This is a genomic window from Nonomuraea diastatica, assembly GCF_004349015.1.
In the GTDB taxonomy this organism is placed as follows: domain Bacteria; phylum Actinomycetota; class Actinomycetes; order Streptosporangiales; family Streptosporangiaceae; genus Nonomuraea; species Nonomuraea diastatica.
In genome coordinates this window covers 15160-30835 of record NZ_SMKP01000128.1, presented here as the reverse complement: position 1 = coordinate 30835, position 15676 = coordinate 15160, and the positions used below count along the sequence as shown (strand labels likewise).

General features: G+C 70.9%; 19 protein-coding genes. 5 read left to right on the top strand and 14 right to left on the bottom strand.

Features of this window, described 5'->3' with window-relative positions:
* Positions 1-45: 45 nt before the first annotated feature.
* The 3 genes from E1294_RS35005 to E1294_RS34995 are packed head-to-tail and all read right to left on the bottom strand — an operon-like array spanning position 46 to position 1268.
* Positions 46-342, bottom strand: a complete 297-nt coding sequence (locus E1294_RS35005; protein WP_425465243.1) for a DUF952 domain-containing protein — start codon at positions 340-342, stop codon at positions 46-48.
* Positions 339-893: a GNAT family N-acetyltransferase gene (locus tag E1294_RS35000; RefSeq protein WP_132515254.1), complete on the bottom strand. Its 555-nt coding sequence runs from the start codon at positions 891-893 to the stop codon at positions 339-341. The genes E1294_RS35005 and E1294_RS35000 overlap by 4 nt, the downstream gene beginning before the upstream one ends.
* A 51-nt stretch (positions 894-944) precedes the next feature.
* Entirely contained in the window at positions 945-1268 is a 324-nt protein-coding gene (locus E1294_RS34995) for a DMT family transporter (RefSeq protein ID WP_132515253.1), read from the bottom strand.
* A 183-nt stretch (positions 1269-1451) separates the two neighbouring features.
* Between E1294_RS34995 and E1294_RS34990 the strand changes: the two genes are divergently transcribed.
* On the top strand, positions 1452-2405 hold the full coding sequence (locus tag E1294_RS34990) for a radical SAM protein (protein WP_246083505.1): 954 nt from the start codon (positions 1452-1454) through the stop codon (positions 2403-2405).
* Here E1294_RS34990 and E1294_RS57500 read toward each other — a convergent pair.
* Positions 2327-2761 (bottom strand): recombinase family protein, encoded by a 435-nt coding sequence (locus tag E1294_RS57500; protein WP_281284560.1) that lies wholly within the window; start codon positions 2759-2761, stop codon positions 2327-2329. The two genes, E1294_RS34990 and E1294_RS57500, sit on opposite strands and share 79 nt — an antisense overlap.
* 72 nt (positions 2762-2833) lie before the next feature.
* Entirely contained in the window at positions 2834-3145 is a 312-nt protein-coding gene (locus E1294_RS34980) for an SbtR family transcriptional regulator (protein WP_181958602.1), read from the bottom strand.
* A gap of 209 nt (positions 3146-3354) precedes the next feature.
* On the opposite strand from E1294_RS34980, the gene E1294_RS53195 reads away from it, so the two are divergent.
* The 3 genes from E1294_RS53195 (at position 3355) to E1294_RS34970 (ending at position 4681) form a co-directional block, all read left to right on the top strand.
* Positions 3355-3501: a hypothetical protein gene (locus E1294_RS53195; RefSeq protein ID WP_165977630.1), complete on the top strand. Its 147-nt coding sequence runs from the start codon at positions 3355-3357 to the stop codon at positions 3499-3501.
* Positions 3502-3920: 419 nt separating this feature from the next.
* Positions 3921-4052: a hypothetical protein gene (locus E1294_RS57495; RefSeq protein ID WP_281284559.1), complete on the top strand. Its 132-nt coding sequence runs from the start codon at positions 3921-3923 to the stop codon at positions 4050-4052.
* Between the two features lie 29 nt (positions 4053-4081).
* On the top strand, positions 4082-4681 hold the full coding sequence (locus E1294_RS34970; RefSeq protein WP_132515252.1) for a PadR family transcriptional regulator: 600 nt from the start codon (positions 4082-4084) through the stop codon (positions 4679-4681).
* Here the strand turns inward: E1294_RS34970 and E1294_RS34965 are convergent.
* The 9 genes from E1294_RS34965 to E1294_RS34925 form a co-directional block, all read right to left on the bottom strand.
* Positions 4671-5453 carry an ABC transporter permease gene (locus tag E1294_RS34965; protein ID WP_132515251.1) on the bottom strand — a complete coding sequence of 261 codons (783 nt, stop codon included), beginning with the start codon at positions 5451-5453 and terminating at the stop codon, positions 4671-4673. The genes E1294_RS34970 and E1294_RS34965 overlap by 11 nt on opposite strands.
* Complete coding sequence (locus tag E1294_RS34960) at positions 5453-6388, bottom strand: ATP-binding cassette domain-containing protein (protein WP_132515250.1); 936 nt, start codon at positions 6386-6388, stop codon at positions 5453-5455. Before E1294_RS34960 ends, E1294_RS34965 begins: the two co-directional genes overlap by 1 nt.
* A gap of 452 nt (positions 6389-6840) precedes the next feature.
* Positions 6841-7608, bottom strand: coding sequence for a nucleotidyltransferase family protein (locus E1294_RS34955; protein WP_132515249.1), 768 nt, complete (start codon positions 7606-7608; stop codon positions 6841-6843).
* A 44-nt stretch (positions 7609-7652) separates the two neighbouring features.
* Positions 7653-8153: a GNAT family N-acetyltransferase gene (locus E1294_RS34950; protein WP_132515248.1), complete on the bottom strand. Its 501-nt coding sequence runs from the start codon at positions 8151-8153 to the stop codon at positions 7653-7655.
* A 5-nt stretch (positions 8154-8158) separates the two neighbouring features.
* Entirely contained in the window at positions 8159-9349 is a 1191-nt protein-coding gene (locus E1294_RS34945; RefSeq protein WP_132515247.1) for a L,D-transpeptidase, read from the bottom strand.
* Between the two features lie 127 nt (positions 9350-9476).
* A complete protein-coding gene (gene recD2, locus E1294_RS34940; protein ID WP_132515246.1) occupies positions 9477-11702 on the bottom strand; it encodes an SF1B family DNA helicase RecD2 in 2226 nt (741 codons plus the stop codon).
* Between the two features lie 246 nt (positions 11703-11948).
* Positions 11949-12386: a hypothetical protein gene (locus E1294_RS34935; RefSeq protein WP_132515245.1), complete on the bottom strand. Its 438-nt coding sequence runs from the start codon at positions 12384-12386 to the stop codon at positions 11949-11951.
* 165 nt (positions 12387-12551) lie between these two features.
* Positions 12552-12953, bottom strand: a complete 402-nt coding sequence (locus E1294_RS34930; protein ID WP_132515244.1) for a hypothetical protein — start codon at positions 12951-12953, stop codon at positions 12552-12554.
* 93 nt (positions 12954-13046) lie between these two features.
* Positions 13047-13829 (bottom strand): AfsR/SARP family transcriptional regulator, encoded by a 783-nt coding sequence (locus E1294_RS34925; RefSeq protein ID WP_132515243.1) that lies wholly within the window; start codon positions 13827-13829, stop codon positions 13047-13049.
* A gap of 238 nt (positions 13830-14067) precedes the next feature.
* On the opposite strand from E1294_RS34925, the gene E1294_RS34920 reads away from it, so the two are divergent.
* On the top strand, positions 14068-15399 hold the full coding sequence (locus tag E1294_RS34920; protein WP_132515242.1) for a serine hydrolase domain-containing protein: 1332 nt from the start codon (positions 14068-14070) through the stop codon (positions 15397-15399).
* Positions 15400-15676 lie beyond the last annotated feature (277 nt).

Below are 15676 nucleotides of genomic sequence, written 5' to 3'. Positions count from 1 at the left end.
GGCCGGGGCTCCGGCGCGCGCGTGGAGAGCGGTCCCGGGAGGCGGTCAGGGGGTGAAGGGGTGGACGGCGGTGACCGCGCTGACCGGCAGGGGCCCGTACACGTGGGGGAAGCCGTCCTCGACGCGGACGTCGAGGCCCGCCGGGTCGATGTCGAGGACGAGCAGCGGCTCGGTCACGTCGGTGTAGAAGGCGGAGTGGACGCCGCGCAGCTGGGCCAGGTCGCGGCTGCAGTGGATGAAGCCCGCGTCGTCGAGGGAGCAGCCCCGGGTCGAGACACGATACTCCCCCGCCTGGCGGGCGCTGTCCCAGTCGGCTTGCAGGGCGAGGTGGTGGATCGTCACGGGACCCATTCGCGGTCGAGGATGGCGTAGACCGCTTCGCTGGCCCATTCGCCCTTGACGATCTCGCTGTCGATGAGGGTGGCCTCGTGGCGCATGCCGAGCTTTTCCAGGACGCGGGCGGAGGCGGTGTTGCGGGCGTCGAGGCGGCCGATGACGCGGTGCAGGCCGAGGTCGTCGAAGGCGAGGCGGAGCAGGGCGCGGCCGGCTTCGGGGGCGTAGCCGTGGCCGTGGTGGTCGGGGTGTAGGACGTAGCCGATCTCGCCCTGGCGGTTGGGCTTGCTGGTCCAGATGAGCAGGCAGTTGCCGATGAGCTCGCCGCCGCCGCTCAGGGTGATGGCCAGGTCGAGCACGTCGCCCTCGTCGAGAAGGGCGGTGTGGGTGATCTTCTTGTCGAGGTGGGCGCGGCTGGTGTCGCGGTCGCGGGGCTCCCAGTAGAGGTGGCGGGTGACGTCGGGGAGGCTTTCGTAGGCGTGGACGGCGTCGAGATCGCCGGGGATGAAGGGCCGAAGGGTGAGGCGGTCGGTGGTGAGGGGGTAGCGGGGTTTGAGCACGGGGGCAGTGTAGGGAGCGGTCGCCGGGGCGGCAAAACGTTTTCGTGCGGGTCAGTGGGCGCCCGCGAGGTTGAGGACGACGACGCCGCCGATGATGAGCAGGATGCCGCCGATCTTGAGCGGGGTGAGGGTCTCCCCCAGGAACACCGCGCCGATCAGGGCGATGGCGGCGGTGCCGGCCCCGGACCAGACGGCATAGGCGGTGCCGACCTCGAGGTGGAGTCTGAGTGCCTGGCCGAGCAGGACGAAGGAGACGATGTAGCCGGCGGCGACGACGGCGCTCCAGCCGAGATGGGTGAAGCCGTTGCTGAGTTTGAGCGCGGAGGTGGCCAGGACCTCGGAGGCGATGGCGAGGGCGAGCAGGAGCCAGGCCATGGGTGGTTGTCCCCCAGATGCTGAGTGGTGCGGGCGTACCACTGTAGGCCGGGGCCTGCGGGTGTGGTGAGGTGCGGCACGGGCCAGGGGCGCCGCCGCGGCCGTGCGTCCGGTCGGCGGGGTGCGGGCGGGTGTGCGGGAATCGCTTGAAAACGCAGTCGAATGCGTGTTCCACTGGGGGGTGTGGCTTGGGACGCGCTTTCGCTGGTTGAGGCTGCCGACGATCGCCCGCTGATCGAGCGGCGCGCGGTGGTGCGCGGCGGTTTCTACGAGCTGCAGGCCCGCACGATGATCGAGCGGGTGCCGCAGGCCGCGGGCATCGCCCAGAGGTGGGCGCTCTCCCCTTACCGTGGCTGTGCTCATGCCTGTCTCGGGTGCGGCGCCCGTGCCGGGCACCGGCGGCTGGGGCTGGACGCGGGCGGCGATTTCGACACGCGCATCGTGGTCAAGCCCAACGCGGTGGCGCGGCTGCGGGCGGAGCTGGCGCGCTGGGACGGCCAGGAGCTGGCCGTCGGGGTCAGCGGCGACTGCTACCAGGCGGCCGAGGAGACCTACCGGCTGATGCCCGGCGTGATTGCGGCGCTGGCCGGGTCGGGGGTGCCGTTCACCGTTTACACCAAGAGCGCGCTGGTGCTGCGCGACGCCGGGCTGCTGGCGCGGGCGGGGGCGCGGGTGGCGGTGTCGATCGCGTTCGTCGACGAGCGGATCCGGCGGGCGGTCGAGCCGGGCGCGCCCGGCGCGCAGGCGCGGCTGGAGCTGGTGTCGGCGCTGGTGGAGGCGGGCGTGGACTGCCGGGTGCTGATGGCTCCGGTGCTGCCGCTGCTGAGCGACGCCGCCGACCAGCTGACGGCCACGGTGCGGCGCATCGCGGGGGCGGGCGCGCGGGCCGTCGAGCCGGTGGTGCTGCGGCTGCCGCCCGGCACCCGAGCGTGGTATGCGCAGTGGCTGGCGCGGGCGCATCCGCACCTGGTGGAGCGCTATGAGGAGCTCTACGATCGTGCGGGCCTGCCCTCCCCCGGCTACGAGGAGCGCATCACGGGGCAGATCGCCGAGCTGTGTCAGGTGTACGGGATGGCTTGCGGGGCGTCGCCGCCGCGGCCGCGCGAGCCTCGGGCGGCGCAGCTCGCCCTCGTGTGAGCCCAAGGGCGAAGGCTCCGCTGCGCCTGGGCGACGACTCCCTGCTGGTCGGGGCCACGGGCTGGTCGTGGCCGAAAGCGATCTTCACCGGCGGGGTGGGGCGGCTGCGGGCGCGCAAGGTGCTGCCGCCCGCGGGCGCGGGCGGCGGCCAGGCCCTCGTTGGTTCTCTCGATGATGAGTTCGCGGATGAACTCCGCGAGCGCGGCGAGGGTGTGGAAGACGAGACGCCCGCCGGCTTGCCGGACTTCTTGCCGGAGAAGATCCGGATGCAGCCGGCGGCCTCCAGCGCCAGGGTCTGTCGGTCGAGCCGCTGGCCTTTCGTCGAGACACGGGCGTAGCCGCCGATTTCCGGACACGAGCAAGAACCGGTGCAAGATCGCCGGGCTGAGGCTTCTCGTCTGATCGTCAGCGGCTCTCGCTCGCTGCGCTCACTTCTGGGTTTTGATGCCGTCCAAGGCCATGGCGAGCACCCGGTCGCGCTGCGCCTCCTGGACGAAGTTCGCTCCGCTGACACCGTTGACCAGGAAGAGAACGTCGTCGAAGCTCACGTCGCCCCGGGCCTTGCCCGCGCCCTGGGCGCGCTCGAGAAGCGGCCGACCGGCCGCGATCATGTCGCGGCCGGTCACAAACATCTCCTCGCGGTGCGCGACGGCGTCGTAGATTGCCTTCTTGGTGGTCGCGTAGCTGACGAACTGACGCAGCCAGCCCTCCAGGGCATCCCACGGTTCGAGGCCGCTCAACTCGATCGAAGTTGCGGCGCGCGTCGGCGCGCGCAGGCCGGACGCACGGTGAAAGGCGACATCGTCGTGGTGACCATCCCGATCAGGGCCTACCGGCAGGTCCCCGCGGAACCCCTCCGGGGCCGGATCGTCATCGACACCCTCAACAGGGACGCCGCCGCCGGTTCCTGTCGACGCACACCTTCACCGTCCACGTCATCCACCCGGCCGTGCTGGTCGCCCTGGGCTACGCCCTGCGCGACGTACAGGCGCCCGCGATCGCGAAGGCCGCGCTGCTCACCGCCATCGGGCTGCCGCTGTGCTGGACGACGGCGTACCTGGTGCGCGCCCTGCCGGGCGTCCGGAAGGTGCTGTAGATCCGCAGATCTTCGAGAGCGTTCGCGCGCGCCTCCAGCAGGGCGCTCGTCCAGCACGCTGGCCAGCCCTCCTGGAGGCGCGCGTTCACCTGGGGAAACGTCCGGCAGTTGGACAAGGTCGCCCGGCAGATGCTGACCGCTCTGGCCGCCCGCACCCCCGGTGCAACCCGGCGCGGGCGTGCTTGCCTTCCTCGACGTCGACTTCCCCGCCATCGAACCCACCGACATCGGAACGGTGGATGGCGGCAGCTTCGCCCACGTGCGTAGTGATCCCCATGGACCGCGTTCTCCAGCCTGAGGGTTGAACGTGGCATAGTACCTCTGGTGCACGAACCACCACAGGGCTCTGACCGACACTCCTCCACGTTCTCCTTCTCCTGGCTCCTTCTCCTGGCTCCTTCTCCTGGCATCTGGGGTGGATGGCGTTCATCGCGATCGCGACCGGTGCCGGCGTCGCGCTCCTGATGATGGGCGGGAGCGTCATCGGCATCGTGCTGCTCGTGCTTGCCGTACCTCCGTGCTTGCTGACCTTTCGCCGTCGACGGGCGTAAGCTAGTCAAAGTTGAATAGGAGGGCGCGGATGTCGGCGATCCGGCTGCTGATTCTGGGCGCCGTCAGGCTGCACGGGCGCGCGCATGGCTACCAGGTGCGCAACGACCTGGCGTTCTGGGGGGCGGACTCGTGGTCGACCACCAAGCCGGGGTCGATCTACCACGCGCTCAAGTCGATGGCCAAGCAGGGTCTCCTGCATGCTTACGACACGGCCCCGAGTACGGCGGGCGGACCGCCGCGCACCGAGTACGAAGTGACCGAGAAGGGCGCGGCCGAGTTCTTCTCCCTCCTGCGGCAGGCGCTCACCACCCACGACAGGATGGACCTGCTGTCCGCCGGCATCGGTTTCATGGTCGAGCTGCCACGCGAAGAGGTGATCGCGCTGCTCCAAGAGCGTCTGGCCAACCTCGAGGGATGGCGGGAGGCGGTGACCTCGTCGTACACCGCCGAGGACGACCTCGGCCATATTGGCGAGATCATGAGCCTGTGGGCGCATTCGGCCGAGGGCGGGCTGGAGTGGACGCGCGGGCTCATCGAGCGGATCCAGGGCGGGGCCCACGACTTCGCCGGTGAAGGCGGCGACCCGTTCGCCGGAGTCCTCGCCGAGGACCAGCCCTCTAGCGGCTGAGCGCGCGGAAGCGGGCAGCCGCCATGGGGAAGGCGACGGCGACCAGGGTGATCGGCCACACCACGGCCAGCAGGTGGGCGTTCTCGGCCGCCCACGAGGTGCCCTGCACGCCGGGGTTGCCGAACAGGTCGCGCACCGCCGCCGCCGTGGCCGTGATCGGATTCCACTCCGCGATCGCGCCGAGCCAGCCCGGCATGAACGCGGGCGAAGCCAGGACGCCGGAGGTGAAGACGATGGGCCAGATGAGAATTTGTATGGACATGATCAGCTCGGGCCGTCCCGCGATCAGCCCGAGCCATATCCCGCACCACAGCATCGCGAATCGGAGCAGAAGCAGCAGCCCGACCGCGGCGAGCACCTCGCCGAACGAGCCGTGCCAGCGCCACCCCATGGCCAGCCCGGCGCCGATCATGACGGCCAGGCCCAGCACCGACTGCAGCATGTCCGCTATGCACCGGCCGACCAGGACGGCGGACGGCGCCATGGGCATGGACCTGAAGCGGTCGATGGCCCCCTTGTTGAGATCCTGCGTGAGGGCGGCCATCGTGGCCTCGAGCCCCCAGGCCATAGTGAGCGCGAACATGCCGGGGATGAGGAACTCCCGGTAGTCGCCGCCACCCGCCACCCGCATGCCGCCGCCCAGGAGGTAGGCGAACACCACCAGGAACATCACGGGGAAGGCGAGCCCGACAATCACCTGCGCCGGCTGCCGCGCCCAGCGGGCCAGCTCGCGCCGGGTCATGCTCCATGAATCGGCCAGCCACCAGCCCATTACGCAGCTCCCGTCAACTGAATGAACACCTCGTCCAGGGTCGGCCTCCGTACGGCCAGGTCGTCGACGTCGATGCCGGCCTCCTGCAGCGCCCGCATCAGGTGGCTCAGCGCGCTCATCCGGTCGGCGACCGGCGCGCTGACCACGCGGTCGTCCTCGTCGCTGTCCACCGCACCCGCGCCTGGAACCTCCGCCAGTGCGGCTGCCGCGGCCCTCAGGTCGCCCGCGTCATGGACGACCACGTCGATGCGGTCCCCGCCCACCTTCGCCTTGAGCTGGTCGGCGGTGCCGTCCGCGATCACCCGGCCGTGATCGACCACGCAGATCCGATCGGCAAGCTGGTCGGCCTCCTCCAGGTATTGGGTGGTCAGCATCACCGTGGTGCCGCCGCCGACCAGGGAGCGGAGCGCGCCCCACACCTCCGTGCGGCCACGCGGGTCGAGCCCGGTGGTCGGCTCGTCCAGGAACAGGACCTGCGGCTGGATGATGAGCGAGGCGGCCAGGTCCAGCCTGCGCCGCATGCCGCCGCTGTAGGCCTTGACCGCCTTGCGCCCTGTGCCGGCGAGTTCGAAGCGCTCGAGCAGCTCATCGGCCCGTGCCGCCGCCCGTCGCGCGCCGAGGTGGTAGAGCCTGCCGAACAGCTCCAAGTTCTGCCACCCCGACAGGTCCTCGTCAAGCGCTGCGTGCTGCCCGAGCAGCCCGATGCGCCTGCGCACCTCGTCGGGATCGCGAGCGACGTCGACCCCGGTGACCTCGGCCCGGCCGCTCTCCACCCGGAGCAGCGTCGCCAGGGTTCTTATCAGCGTGCTCTTGCCCGCGCCGTTCGGGCCGAGCACGGCGTGCACCGTGCCGACAGGCACGGTCAGATTCAGGCCGTCGAGCGCCTTGGTCTTGCCGTACGTCTTCCGCAGCTCCGACACCACGACCGCAGCCACATGACCTCCTAAGTGGTCAAGTTTGACTAGTTGGCCTCAGCGTAGCACTCACTATTCAAGTTTGCCTATTTGCGGCCCCTGGCCACCAGGCGCGGCCTGTTCGGCTTGTTTCGCGTGATCGTCACTCGCTGTATGCACAGCCACGCAGCCATGCAGTTCCCGAAGAAGGCGCAAGGCTCGGTGCAGGCCGCGTTGCGATCTCACGATCCAGGGCTCCTGAACCCAGCACTCGTTACCTCATATCGGCGGTCGAGCCGTCTAACTGGAGGTCTCGCGCCGACGCGGGGGTGCGCGGCGACGCGTGCACCGGCGTGGTTCCCTCCGGCAGTTTCACCGCCCGCCGAACGGACTCCGCCACCATCTCCGGGATGTCGGCCAGGAGCAACATGTCTCTCGAATTCCGGCCGTGCCTGCTGCCCGGCCGCCTCGGCGGGCCGGTGACCGGACGCGCGTCACGATCGGGAGCGGAAGGCGGCCAGTTCCCCGGCGGCCTCGTTCAGGTCCTTGGCCGTGTCGATGGCGCGCCAGTACACCCCTTGCGGCAACTCGTACCCCGCCAGGCGGCGCTGCCGCGCCAGGCGGGGGAAGGTGCTGCGCTCGTGGTCGCCGAGATCCGGGAGCATCGAGGCGAACGAGGCCGAGAAGACGTAGACGCCGGCGTTGACCGGATAGGGCGAGGGCGGGGCCTCGACGAAGTCCAGGACGTTGCCGAAACGGTCGATGTCGACGGTGCCCCACGGGAGGCGGGGGCGGGCCAGGGCGAGCGTGGCGTGCGCGTCGCGCTCGTGATGGAAGGCCGCCATGGCGCGCAGGCTGAAGCGGGTCCAGATGTCGCCGTTGGTGGCGTACCACGGCTCGTCGGGGCGTGGCAGTGAGGCGGCGGCGAACTTCAGCCCGCCCCCGCGCCCGAGCGCTTCCGTTTCGACCACCGCGCCGGCCCTGAGGGGCAGGCGCGCTGTGCCGAGCCAGTCGAGCACCACCTCGGCCAGGTAGCCGCAGGAGATGACGGCGTCGGTCACCCCCTCGGCCGCCAGCCATTCCAGCTGGTGGCCGATGATGGGCAGGCCGGTGCCGGGAATCTCGACCATCGGTTTGGGCCGGGTGTCGGTGTAGGGGCGCAGGCGTGAGCCCTGCCCGCCGGCGAGGATCACGGCCTGGGTCACCGGCTGCGAGGCTCGCGGCGACTCACCGGCGGACGGGATGAGATCGTCGACAGTCATGACGGCAATCTAGGGTGCGGCGCGTTGCTCCGGGGACGCGTTGTTCAGGTGACGCGGCGCTGCAGGAGCATGCCCGGCCATTCCCCCACGGTGAAGGGGGCCGTGCGGGTGAAGCCGCAGCTTTCGTAGTAGGCGACCAGGCGGCCGTCGTCGCCGGCGTAGCAGTCGACGCGCAGCAGCCTCACGCCGAGCTCGCGGGCCCGCTCGTAGGCGTCGTCGAGCAGGGCCCGGCCGACGCCGTGCCCTGCGAAGGCCTGGTCGATGACCAGGCACTGGACGTACAGCTCGCTCTCGGCGGCGGGGGTGACGTAGTCGTGGGGGGCGCCGACGACCAGGCAGCCGGCGGGCCGGCCGCCTGCCTCGGCGATGCGCATGCCGCCGCCTTCGGCCCAGCCGGCGATCTGCCGGGTGCGTTTGCCGTCGCCGGTGAACGGCCGGCTGCCCCACTGGCCGGTGCGGCCCTGCGAGACCAGCCAGGCCACGGCGCTGTCGAACATGGCCAGCACGGCGGGGACGTCGCCGCCGTCGCCTTTGCGGATGTGCATGGAGGTCAGGTCTTCTCCTTCAGGGCGCTGCCCTTCTTCCATGCGGAGAACGACAGCTGCCAGTAGCCCCAGCCGTTGTTCCATTCGAGTTCGCGGTCGGTGCCCTTGACCTCGACGACGTCGCCGCGCTGGACGTTGTCGTAGAACCATTCGGCCTGGTCGGGGCGGGCGTTGATGCAGCCGTGGCTGACGTTGCGCACGCCCTGGGCCCAGACGTTGTTCTTGGCGTGGACGTACTCGCCGGAGTTGGAGATCCGCACCGCGTGGTCGATCATGACGTCGTAGTACTCGGGGTCGCCCTTCTTGCGGCCCGGGGAGATCATGCGGACGGGGTTCGCACGTTCCATGGTCAGGTGCACGCCGGAGGTGGTGGTGTATTCGCGGGTGGTGGCCTTGCCGGCGCTGATGCGCATGGTCTGGACGCGCTTGCCGTCCTTGTAGACGTACATCATGTGCTTGGCGACGTTGATCTTGCTGATCTGCTTGGCGCCGATCTTGAGGTTCGCGGTGTAGTCCTTGACGCCGTAGAGGCCCTTGCCGCCTTTGACGCCGGTGATGCCGGCGTGGAACTTCACCTTCTGATGAGCCGGCCAGTATTTGGCGGTGCGGTAGATGACCTTGTTGTCGGCGACCCAGCGCCAAGCGCCGTCGACGGGCTTTTCCGCCTCCACCTCAAGGGCGCGCTCGATGGTGGCCTTGCGGGTGACGGGCTGGTTGAAGGTCACGATGATGGGCGCGCCGACGCCGAGGGTCTCGCCCTTGGCGTTGGGGGTGACGTCGACGATCTGCAGCGCGCGGTCGGGCTTGGCGGTGGTGAAGTCGCTGGTGGAGGAGGTGACGCCGGCCTTGGCGGTGACCGTGTAGTCGGTGGACGGCTTGAGCGGCGTCCTGGAGACCCACCTGGTCCTGTCGGCGTTGAAGCGGCCCTCGACCGGCTCGTCGTCGCCCTCGACGGTCACGTCCTCCAGGGCGCCGCCGGCGGCCACGACAGTGATCTTCTTCTCCGGGCTGACCTTGGCGCTGCCCTCAGCGGGGGTGATCTTGATGGTGGGTGCCTGCGGGGTGGCCGAGGTGGTGGCCTCGGGGGCGTCGGGTGTTCCCGAGGGGGCGCCACCGGAGCATGAGGTCGTCAGCGCCGCCGCGGCGAGCAGTGCGAACGCGGTGGCGGGCTTCCTCCAAGCAGGCGCAACGTTCAAGACAGTCCTTTCCCATAAGGGCACCAAGGCACCCCAAAAACCATAATGCTCCTGCATGTAAGACGGCGAATGATTTAGGAGAGTTCGGTCACATTTCAATCACTTCTGCGGAGTGATCAACCGCAGGTCAGCGCGTTGCGAGGCGGTGGGTGAGGCCGGTGTGCCGGCGTCCCGCCCCTTTGGTGCGCACGGCCTGGGCCAGAGCCCGGCGCGAGCCGACGATCACGACGAGCTTCTTGGCGCGCGTGATGGCGGTGTAGAGCAGATTGCGCTGCAGCATCATCCAGGCGCTGGTGGCCAGCGGGATGACGACCGCGGGATATTCGCTGCCCTGCGAGCGGTGGATGGAGACCGCGTAGGCGTGGGCCAGCTCGTCCAGCTCGTCGAAGGCGTACTCGACCGCCTCGTCCTCGTCGGTCAGGACGGTCAGCTTGTGCTCGTCGGGACGGATGTCGGTGACGATGCCGACCGTGCCGTTGAACACCCCGGCCGCGCCCTTGTCGTAGTTGTTGCGCAGCTGGGTGACCTTGTCGCCGACGCGGAAGACACGGCCGCCGTAGCGGCGCTCCGGCATGCCCTCCCGTGCGGGCGTCAGCGCCTCCTGCAAGGCGGTGTTGAGCGCGCCCGCCCCGGCCGCGCCGCGGTGCATCGGCGCCAGCACCTGCACGTCGCGGCGCGGATCGAGCCGGAACCGGCGCGGGATGCGGCGGGCGACCACGTCGACCGTCAGCGCCGCGATCTCCTCCGGTTCCTCGCACGGGAACAGGAAGAAGTCCCGCATGCCCTCCAGCACCGGGTGGTGACCGGTGTTGACCCGATGGGCGTTGACCACGACGCCGGACTCCTGCGCCTGGCGGAAGATCTGCGTCAGCCGCACGCGCGGCACGTCCTCGGCGGCCAGCAGGTCCTTGAGCACCTCCCCGGCGCCGACCGAGGGCAACTGGTCGACGTCGCCGACGAACAGCAGGTGCGCGCCGGGGGCGACCGCCTTGACGAGCTTGTTGGCCAGCAGCAGATCCAGCATCGACGCCTCGTCGACCACGACGAGATCGGCGTCCAGCGGGTTGTCGCGGTCGAAGGTGGCCTCGCCGCCGGGCCGCAGCTGCAGCAGCCGGTGCACCGTGGTGGCCTCGTGGCCGGTCAGCTCCGCCAGGCGTTTGGCCGCCCGGCCCGTCGGCGCGGCCAGGATCACCCGGGCCCGCTTGGCCCTGGCCAGCAGCACGATCGAGCGCACGGTGAAGCTCTTGCCGCAGCCCGGCCCGCCGGTCAGCACCGCGACCTTCTCCGTCAGCGCCAGGCGCACCGCCTGACGCTGCTCGGCCGCCAGCTCGGCGCCCGTCTGGCCGTGCAGCCACTGCTCGGCCCGCTCCCAGTCGACGTCGGCGAACGCCTTGAGCCGGTCGTGGCCGTTGCCCAGCAGCCCCCGCAGGCCGGAGGCCAGCGACAGCTCGGCACGGTGGAAGGGCGGCAGGTAGACGGCCGGCACCACGTTGTCGCCCGCGGGAATCGGCTCGCGCACCACGCCCTCGGCCGCCACCAGCTCCTCCAGGCAGGCGGCCACCAGGTCGGCGGGGACCTCCAGGATCTTGACCGCGTCGCCCACCAGGTTGGGGGCCGGCAGGTAGCAGTGGCCGTCGTCGGCGGCCTGCGACAGCGTGTAGCGCAGCCCGGCCATGACCCGCTCGGGGCTGTCGTGCGGGATGCCGACCGCCTGGGCGATGGTGTCGGCCGTCTTGAACCCGATCCCCCACACGTCGTCGGCCAGTTTGTACGGCTGGGTCCTGACGACGGAAATGGACGACTCGCCGTACTGCTTGAAGATGCGCACCGCGATCGAGGTGGACACACCGACCCCCTGCAGGAAGATCATCACCTCTTTGATGATCTTCTGCTCCTCCCAGGCGGCGGCGATCATCTTCGTCCGCTTGGGACCCAGCCCCGGCACCTCGGCCAGGCGCTGCGGCTCCCGCTCGATGACCTCCAGCGTGTCGACGCCGAAATGGTCGACGATCCGCTCGGCCATCTTCGGGCCGATGCCCTTGATCAGCCCGGAGCCGAGATAGCGGCGGATGCCCTGCACGGTGGCCGGCAGCACCGTGGTGTAGGACCACACCTCGAACTGGCGGCCATAGCGGGGATGGGAGGTCCAGCGGCCCCGCAGCCGCAGCGACTCGCCCACCTGCGCGCCCAGCAGCGGGCCGACGACGGTCAGCAGATCCGAGCCGGAACGCTCGGTCGCCACCCGGGCGATCGTGTAGCCGCTGGTCTCATCGGCCCAGGTGACACGTTCAAGTACTGCGCTCAAATGAGTAGCGACATCTTCGGAGCTCCCGTCCCGGCTCCCCTCAGGCATCCCCACACCGACGAGACTAGGGCAGATCAACAACACCGCGACACCTCCCCGAGCCGCACGGCCCGCGAACTACCATGAACACGTGACCACTTCTCCCCTGCCGCGCCCTTCTCGGCTCGAATAACGTGGGCAAAGCGCTTGCATCAGCAGGCCACCTCCTGGCCCGCGCCCGCACCGCCCTCCCCCCCGCCGAAGCAGCCAGACGCGCACACCGGCCGGGACGCCTCTCTGAGGGACCTGGAGGCTTCAATCCGCGCCCAGCGCGAGCAAGCACGGATCCAGGACCGCACCAGCTGCATGATGCAAGCAGGCTGCTTGCGAAGGCGAGCCACCCCGGCAAGGCAGCAGGGGTGGCTGGTCATTACAGGCCCCAGGCATAGTGAGTGCGAGCAGGACATCGCATCGCCTTCCGCCGAGCCGCCGATCCCGGTCCTTCTGTCCCGGCACCGTCCGCCTCGCCTCCCGCTGCCGCTCCGGCGACGCCCGCTTCTTCCCCGACACCACATGCCGCGCGTCCGCCTTCCCCGTCTCCACCGAGCTGACCGGAAGCTGCCCGGTGGCCGGGCTGGTCGCGATGCCGAACAGGTCCCGCAAGATCGATGCCCGCCACTTGCCGCCGGGCCGGTTGTCGATGCCCTTCATCCGGATTACAGCGGCCGCGCCGGCGTCCTTGAGCGCTCCCACCCTCGCAGGAAAGATCATCGTGGTTCTGCCACCGGGGACGGGCACGACACGTGGAAGGGCTCCGTCCCGCGGCGGGACGGAGCCCCGGTGACTCTGGAGTCACGGGCCGGGCGCCTCACCCCTCGCGCGCGGGGCGAGGCCCCCGGTCACTCGGTCACGGAGGGATCAGGTTCCGCCACCGCCACCGCCGGGAGCGGGAGTGGTCGGGCTCGGTGTGGGTGTCGGCCGGGTGCAGCTGTGGAAGCCCTCGTTGTAGCCGTCCCGGAAGCCGCGCCGGTAGGCGCCGCTGCCGGAGGTCTGCAGGTCGTGGCTCCTGCCGGAGCGGCAGTCGTTGCGGCCGTCGGCGAAGCCGTCCCTGCGGCCCTGGTTGTAGCGCCGCCTCTTGGCCCTGCGCCGCGGCGGCTGGGCGAGTTCCTCGGTGGCGCTGTGCATGGTGGTGGAGGTCGTCGCGGTGAGGTTCTGGACGATGGACGCGGCGGAGACGTCCGAGGCGACGGCCGGTTCGACGGCCAGTGCGGCGATGAGCGCTGGACTGAGCAGCAGAACGCCTGCTTTGGAGCGCTTCATGCTTCCCCCTTTTCCTGCGGTCGCCGGGCCCGGTGTGACGGTCGATGCCGTCGCCGTGGTCCGGCGTCTTCCGACAGCGTGGCGGATGCCTGGTCACCGGCCCGTCATGCGGGCGTGACCGGGCCGTGACGGCGCCTGCATGACGGGAGGGCGGTCCGCGAGCAGACCCGCGACCCGCTCGCGCAAGCGGGGCGTCGGCGTGATGCCGAGTTCGTCGCGCAGATTCCGCTCGAACGCCTGGAAGTGACGTAGCGCCTCCGCCTGGTTACCTTCGGCCAGATGCGCGTCCATCAGGGCGGCGTAAGCGCTTTCCCGCAGGGGCTCGGCGTGCACGGCCACGCCCGCGGCCGCCACCGCCTCGGCGAAACGCCCCGCCCGGAGGAACCACCCCGACAACGCCTCCAGCGCGTGCAGGCGCAACTGGTGCCATTCGTCGGAGGCGGCCAGCACCCACTCGTCGTACCAGCCGGGCAGCAGGCCGTCCGACAGCACCTCGATCGAGCCGGCGCACACGTCGCCGTCCTGCGAGGGCTCCAGCGGGTCCAGCAGGCGCCGCGCCAGCGACCTGGCCTCGTCGACGTCCACCACGACCTCCGGGCACAGCCCGAGACCGCACGCGTCGACGCGCAGCAGCCGCCGGCCGTCCCCGTCCAGGCGGGCCAGCGCGGAACGCAGGCTGGCCTGCGCCCGCCGCTCCGGCGCCCCCGGCCACAACGCCGCGGCCATCACCGAGCGGGTCACCGTGTTCCTGCTGAGCGCCAGGTACGCCAGCAGGCGCTCCGATCCGCTGGACAGCACGATCTGCTCGTCGCCGGCCATCAGCCGGAAACCACCGAGAAGCATGAGAAAGAAGGCACGCGGGCCGCTGTCCGCCATCTCCGGTCCCCTTCACTGTGCGGGATCAGACTCATCCGTGGGGGACCAGACCATCGGTCTGCTGCACACCCTACCTGCGGCGATAGCACCGAACCGGTAGAAAATCGTCAGTGCCGACACGAAATTTCGGCAACGCGGACGCTCTCCGGCGCCGCAGGCCCTGGCGGCGGGCCCTGGCGGACGGTCAGGGGGGAAAGGGCCCGACCCGGCCCGCGCGCGGCGGCTAATCTTGTCGCCCATGACGCAGGTGGGACACAGGACGGCACGGGCGCTGCTGCGCAGGCTCGCCGTCGAACAGGCCGAATGCAGGGTGCCGTCGCTGACGGCCGCGATCGTGCGCGACGGCGCGACGGCGTGGTTCGGCGGGCGCGGCCACGTCGACGGCGCCGCGCCGACCGCCGCCACCCAGTACCGGCTCGGATCGATCACCAAGAGCATGGTCGCCGTCGTCGTCATGCGGCTGCGCGACGAAGGCGTGCTACGGCTGACCGACCCGCTGGACGAACACCTGCCCGGCGCGCCACTGGGGCATCTGACGATCGCCCAGCTGCTGTCGCACACCGCCGGGCTGACCGCCGAGCCTCCCACCGACTGGTGGGAGCGCACCCCCGGCGTGCCCGCCGCCGAGCTGATGGCCCGTCTCGGGCCTGGTGAGCTCAAACACCGGCCAGGCCGGCGTTTCCACTACTCCAACGTCGGCTTCGCGCTGCTCGGCGAGCTCGTCGCCCGCCTGCGCGGCACCACGTGGCTCAAGGCGGTACGCGCCGAGGTGCTCGACCCGCTCGGCATGCACGACACCACCGCCCGGCCCCGCGTCCCCCACGCCACCGGCTACGCCGTGCACCCGTGGGCCGACGTGGTGCTGGCCGAGCCCGAGCACGACGCCGACGCCATGGGCCCTGCGGGGCAGCTGTGGGCCACCCCGCACGACCTGGCCCGCTGGGCGGCCTTCCTCGGCGGCGACACCGCAGACGTGCTGGGCCCCGGCACCCTCGCCGAGATGCGCGAGCCGGCCGGCGTCGACGACGGCGACACCTGGACCGGCGGGTTCGGGCTCGGCCTGCAGCTGGCCAGGCCCGGCGGCCGTCGCCTGGCCGGCCACACCGGGTCGATGCCCGGATTCCTGGCCACCGTGTGGGCCGACCCCGCGGGCGGCGTGGGGGTGTTGTTCATGGCCAACACCACCTCCGGGCTCAGCGGCAGGCTGGCGACCGACCTGCTGGACATCCTGGAGGAGTACGAACCGCGGCTGCCCGACGAATGGCGGCCAGCCGCCGCCGACCCGCAGCTGCTGGAGCTGACCGGTCTGTGGCACTGGGGGCCGAAACCGTACGCGCTGCGGCTGCTGCCCGAGCGCGGGCTGTCGCTGGAACCGGTCGGCGGCGGCGGGCGGGCCTCCCGGTTCGTGCCGCAGGACGACGGCACGTGGCTGGGCCTGGACGGCTACTACGCCGGGGAGACGCTGCGGGTGGCGCCCGACCACCTCGACCTCAACACCTTCGTCTTCACGCGCGACCCCTACGACCCTGGGGCGCCGGTGCCGGGTGGCGTGACCGGCTGGCACGCCTGACCGCAGCCGGGTGACCGCGGCCGGGTGACGGTCACCCGGCTCTGAAGCGCCGGCGGGCGCGGCCGGGCAGCACGCATCCGGCCGCGCTCGCCGCCGCTCCAGGGCCGGCGCCGCGAAACGGCGTCATGGCCCTACTACGGCCTTTCGCCGAGGTCAACCATGTTCGGTCCGGTCCTGGGCAGGTGGAGCGGAAAACGATCCCCCCGGGTTCCCGGGGAGAGCGCCGCACTGATGCGGGAGGTCTCCCCGGCAGAAGGCTCGTCGAGTAGCGAGGACC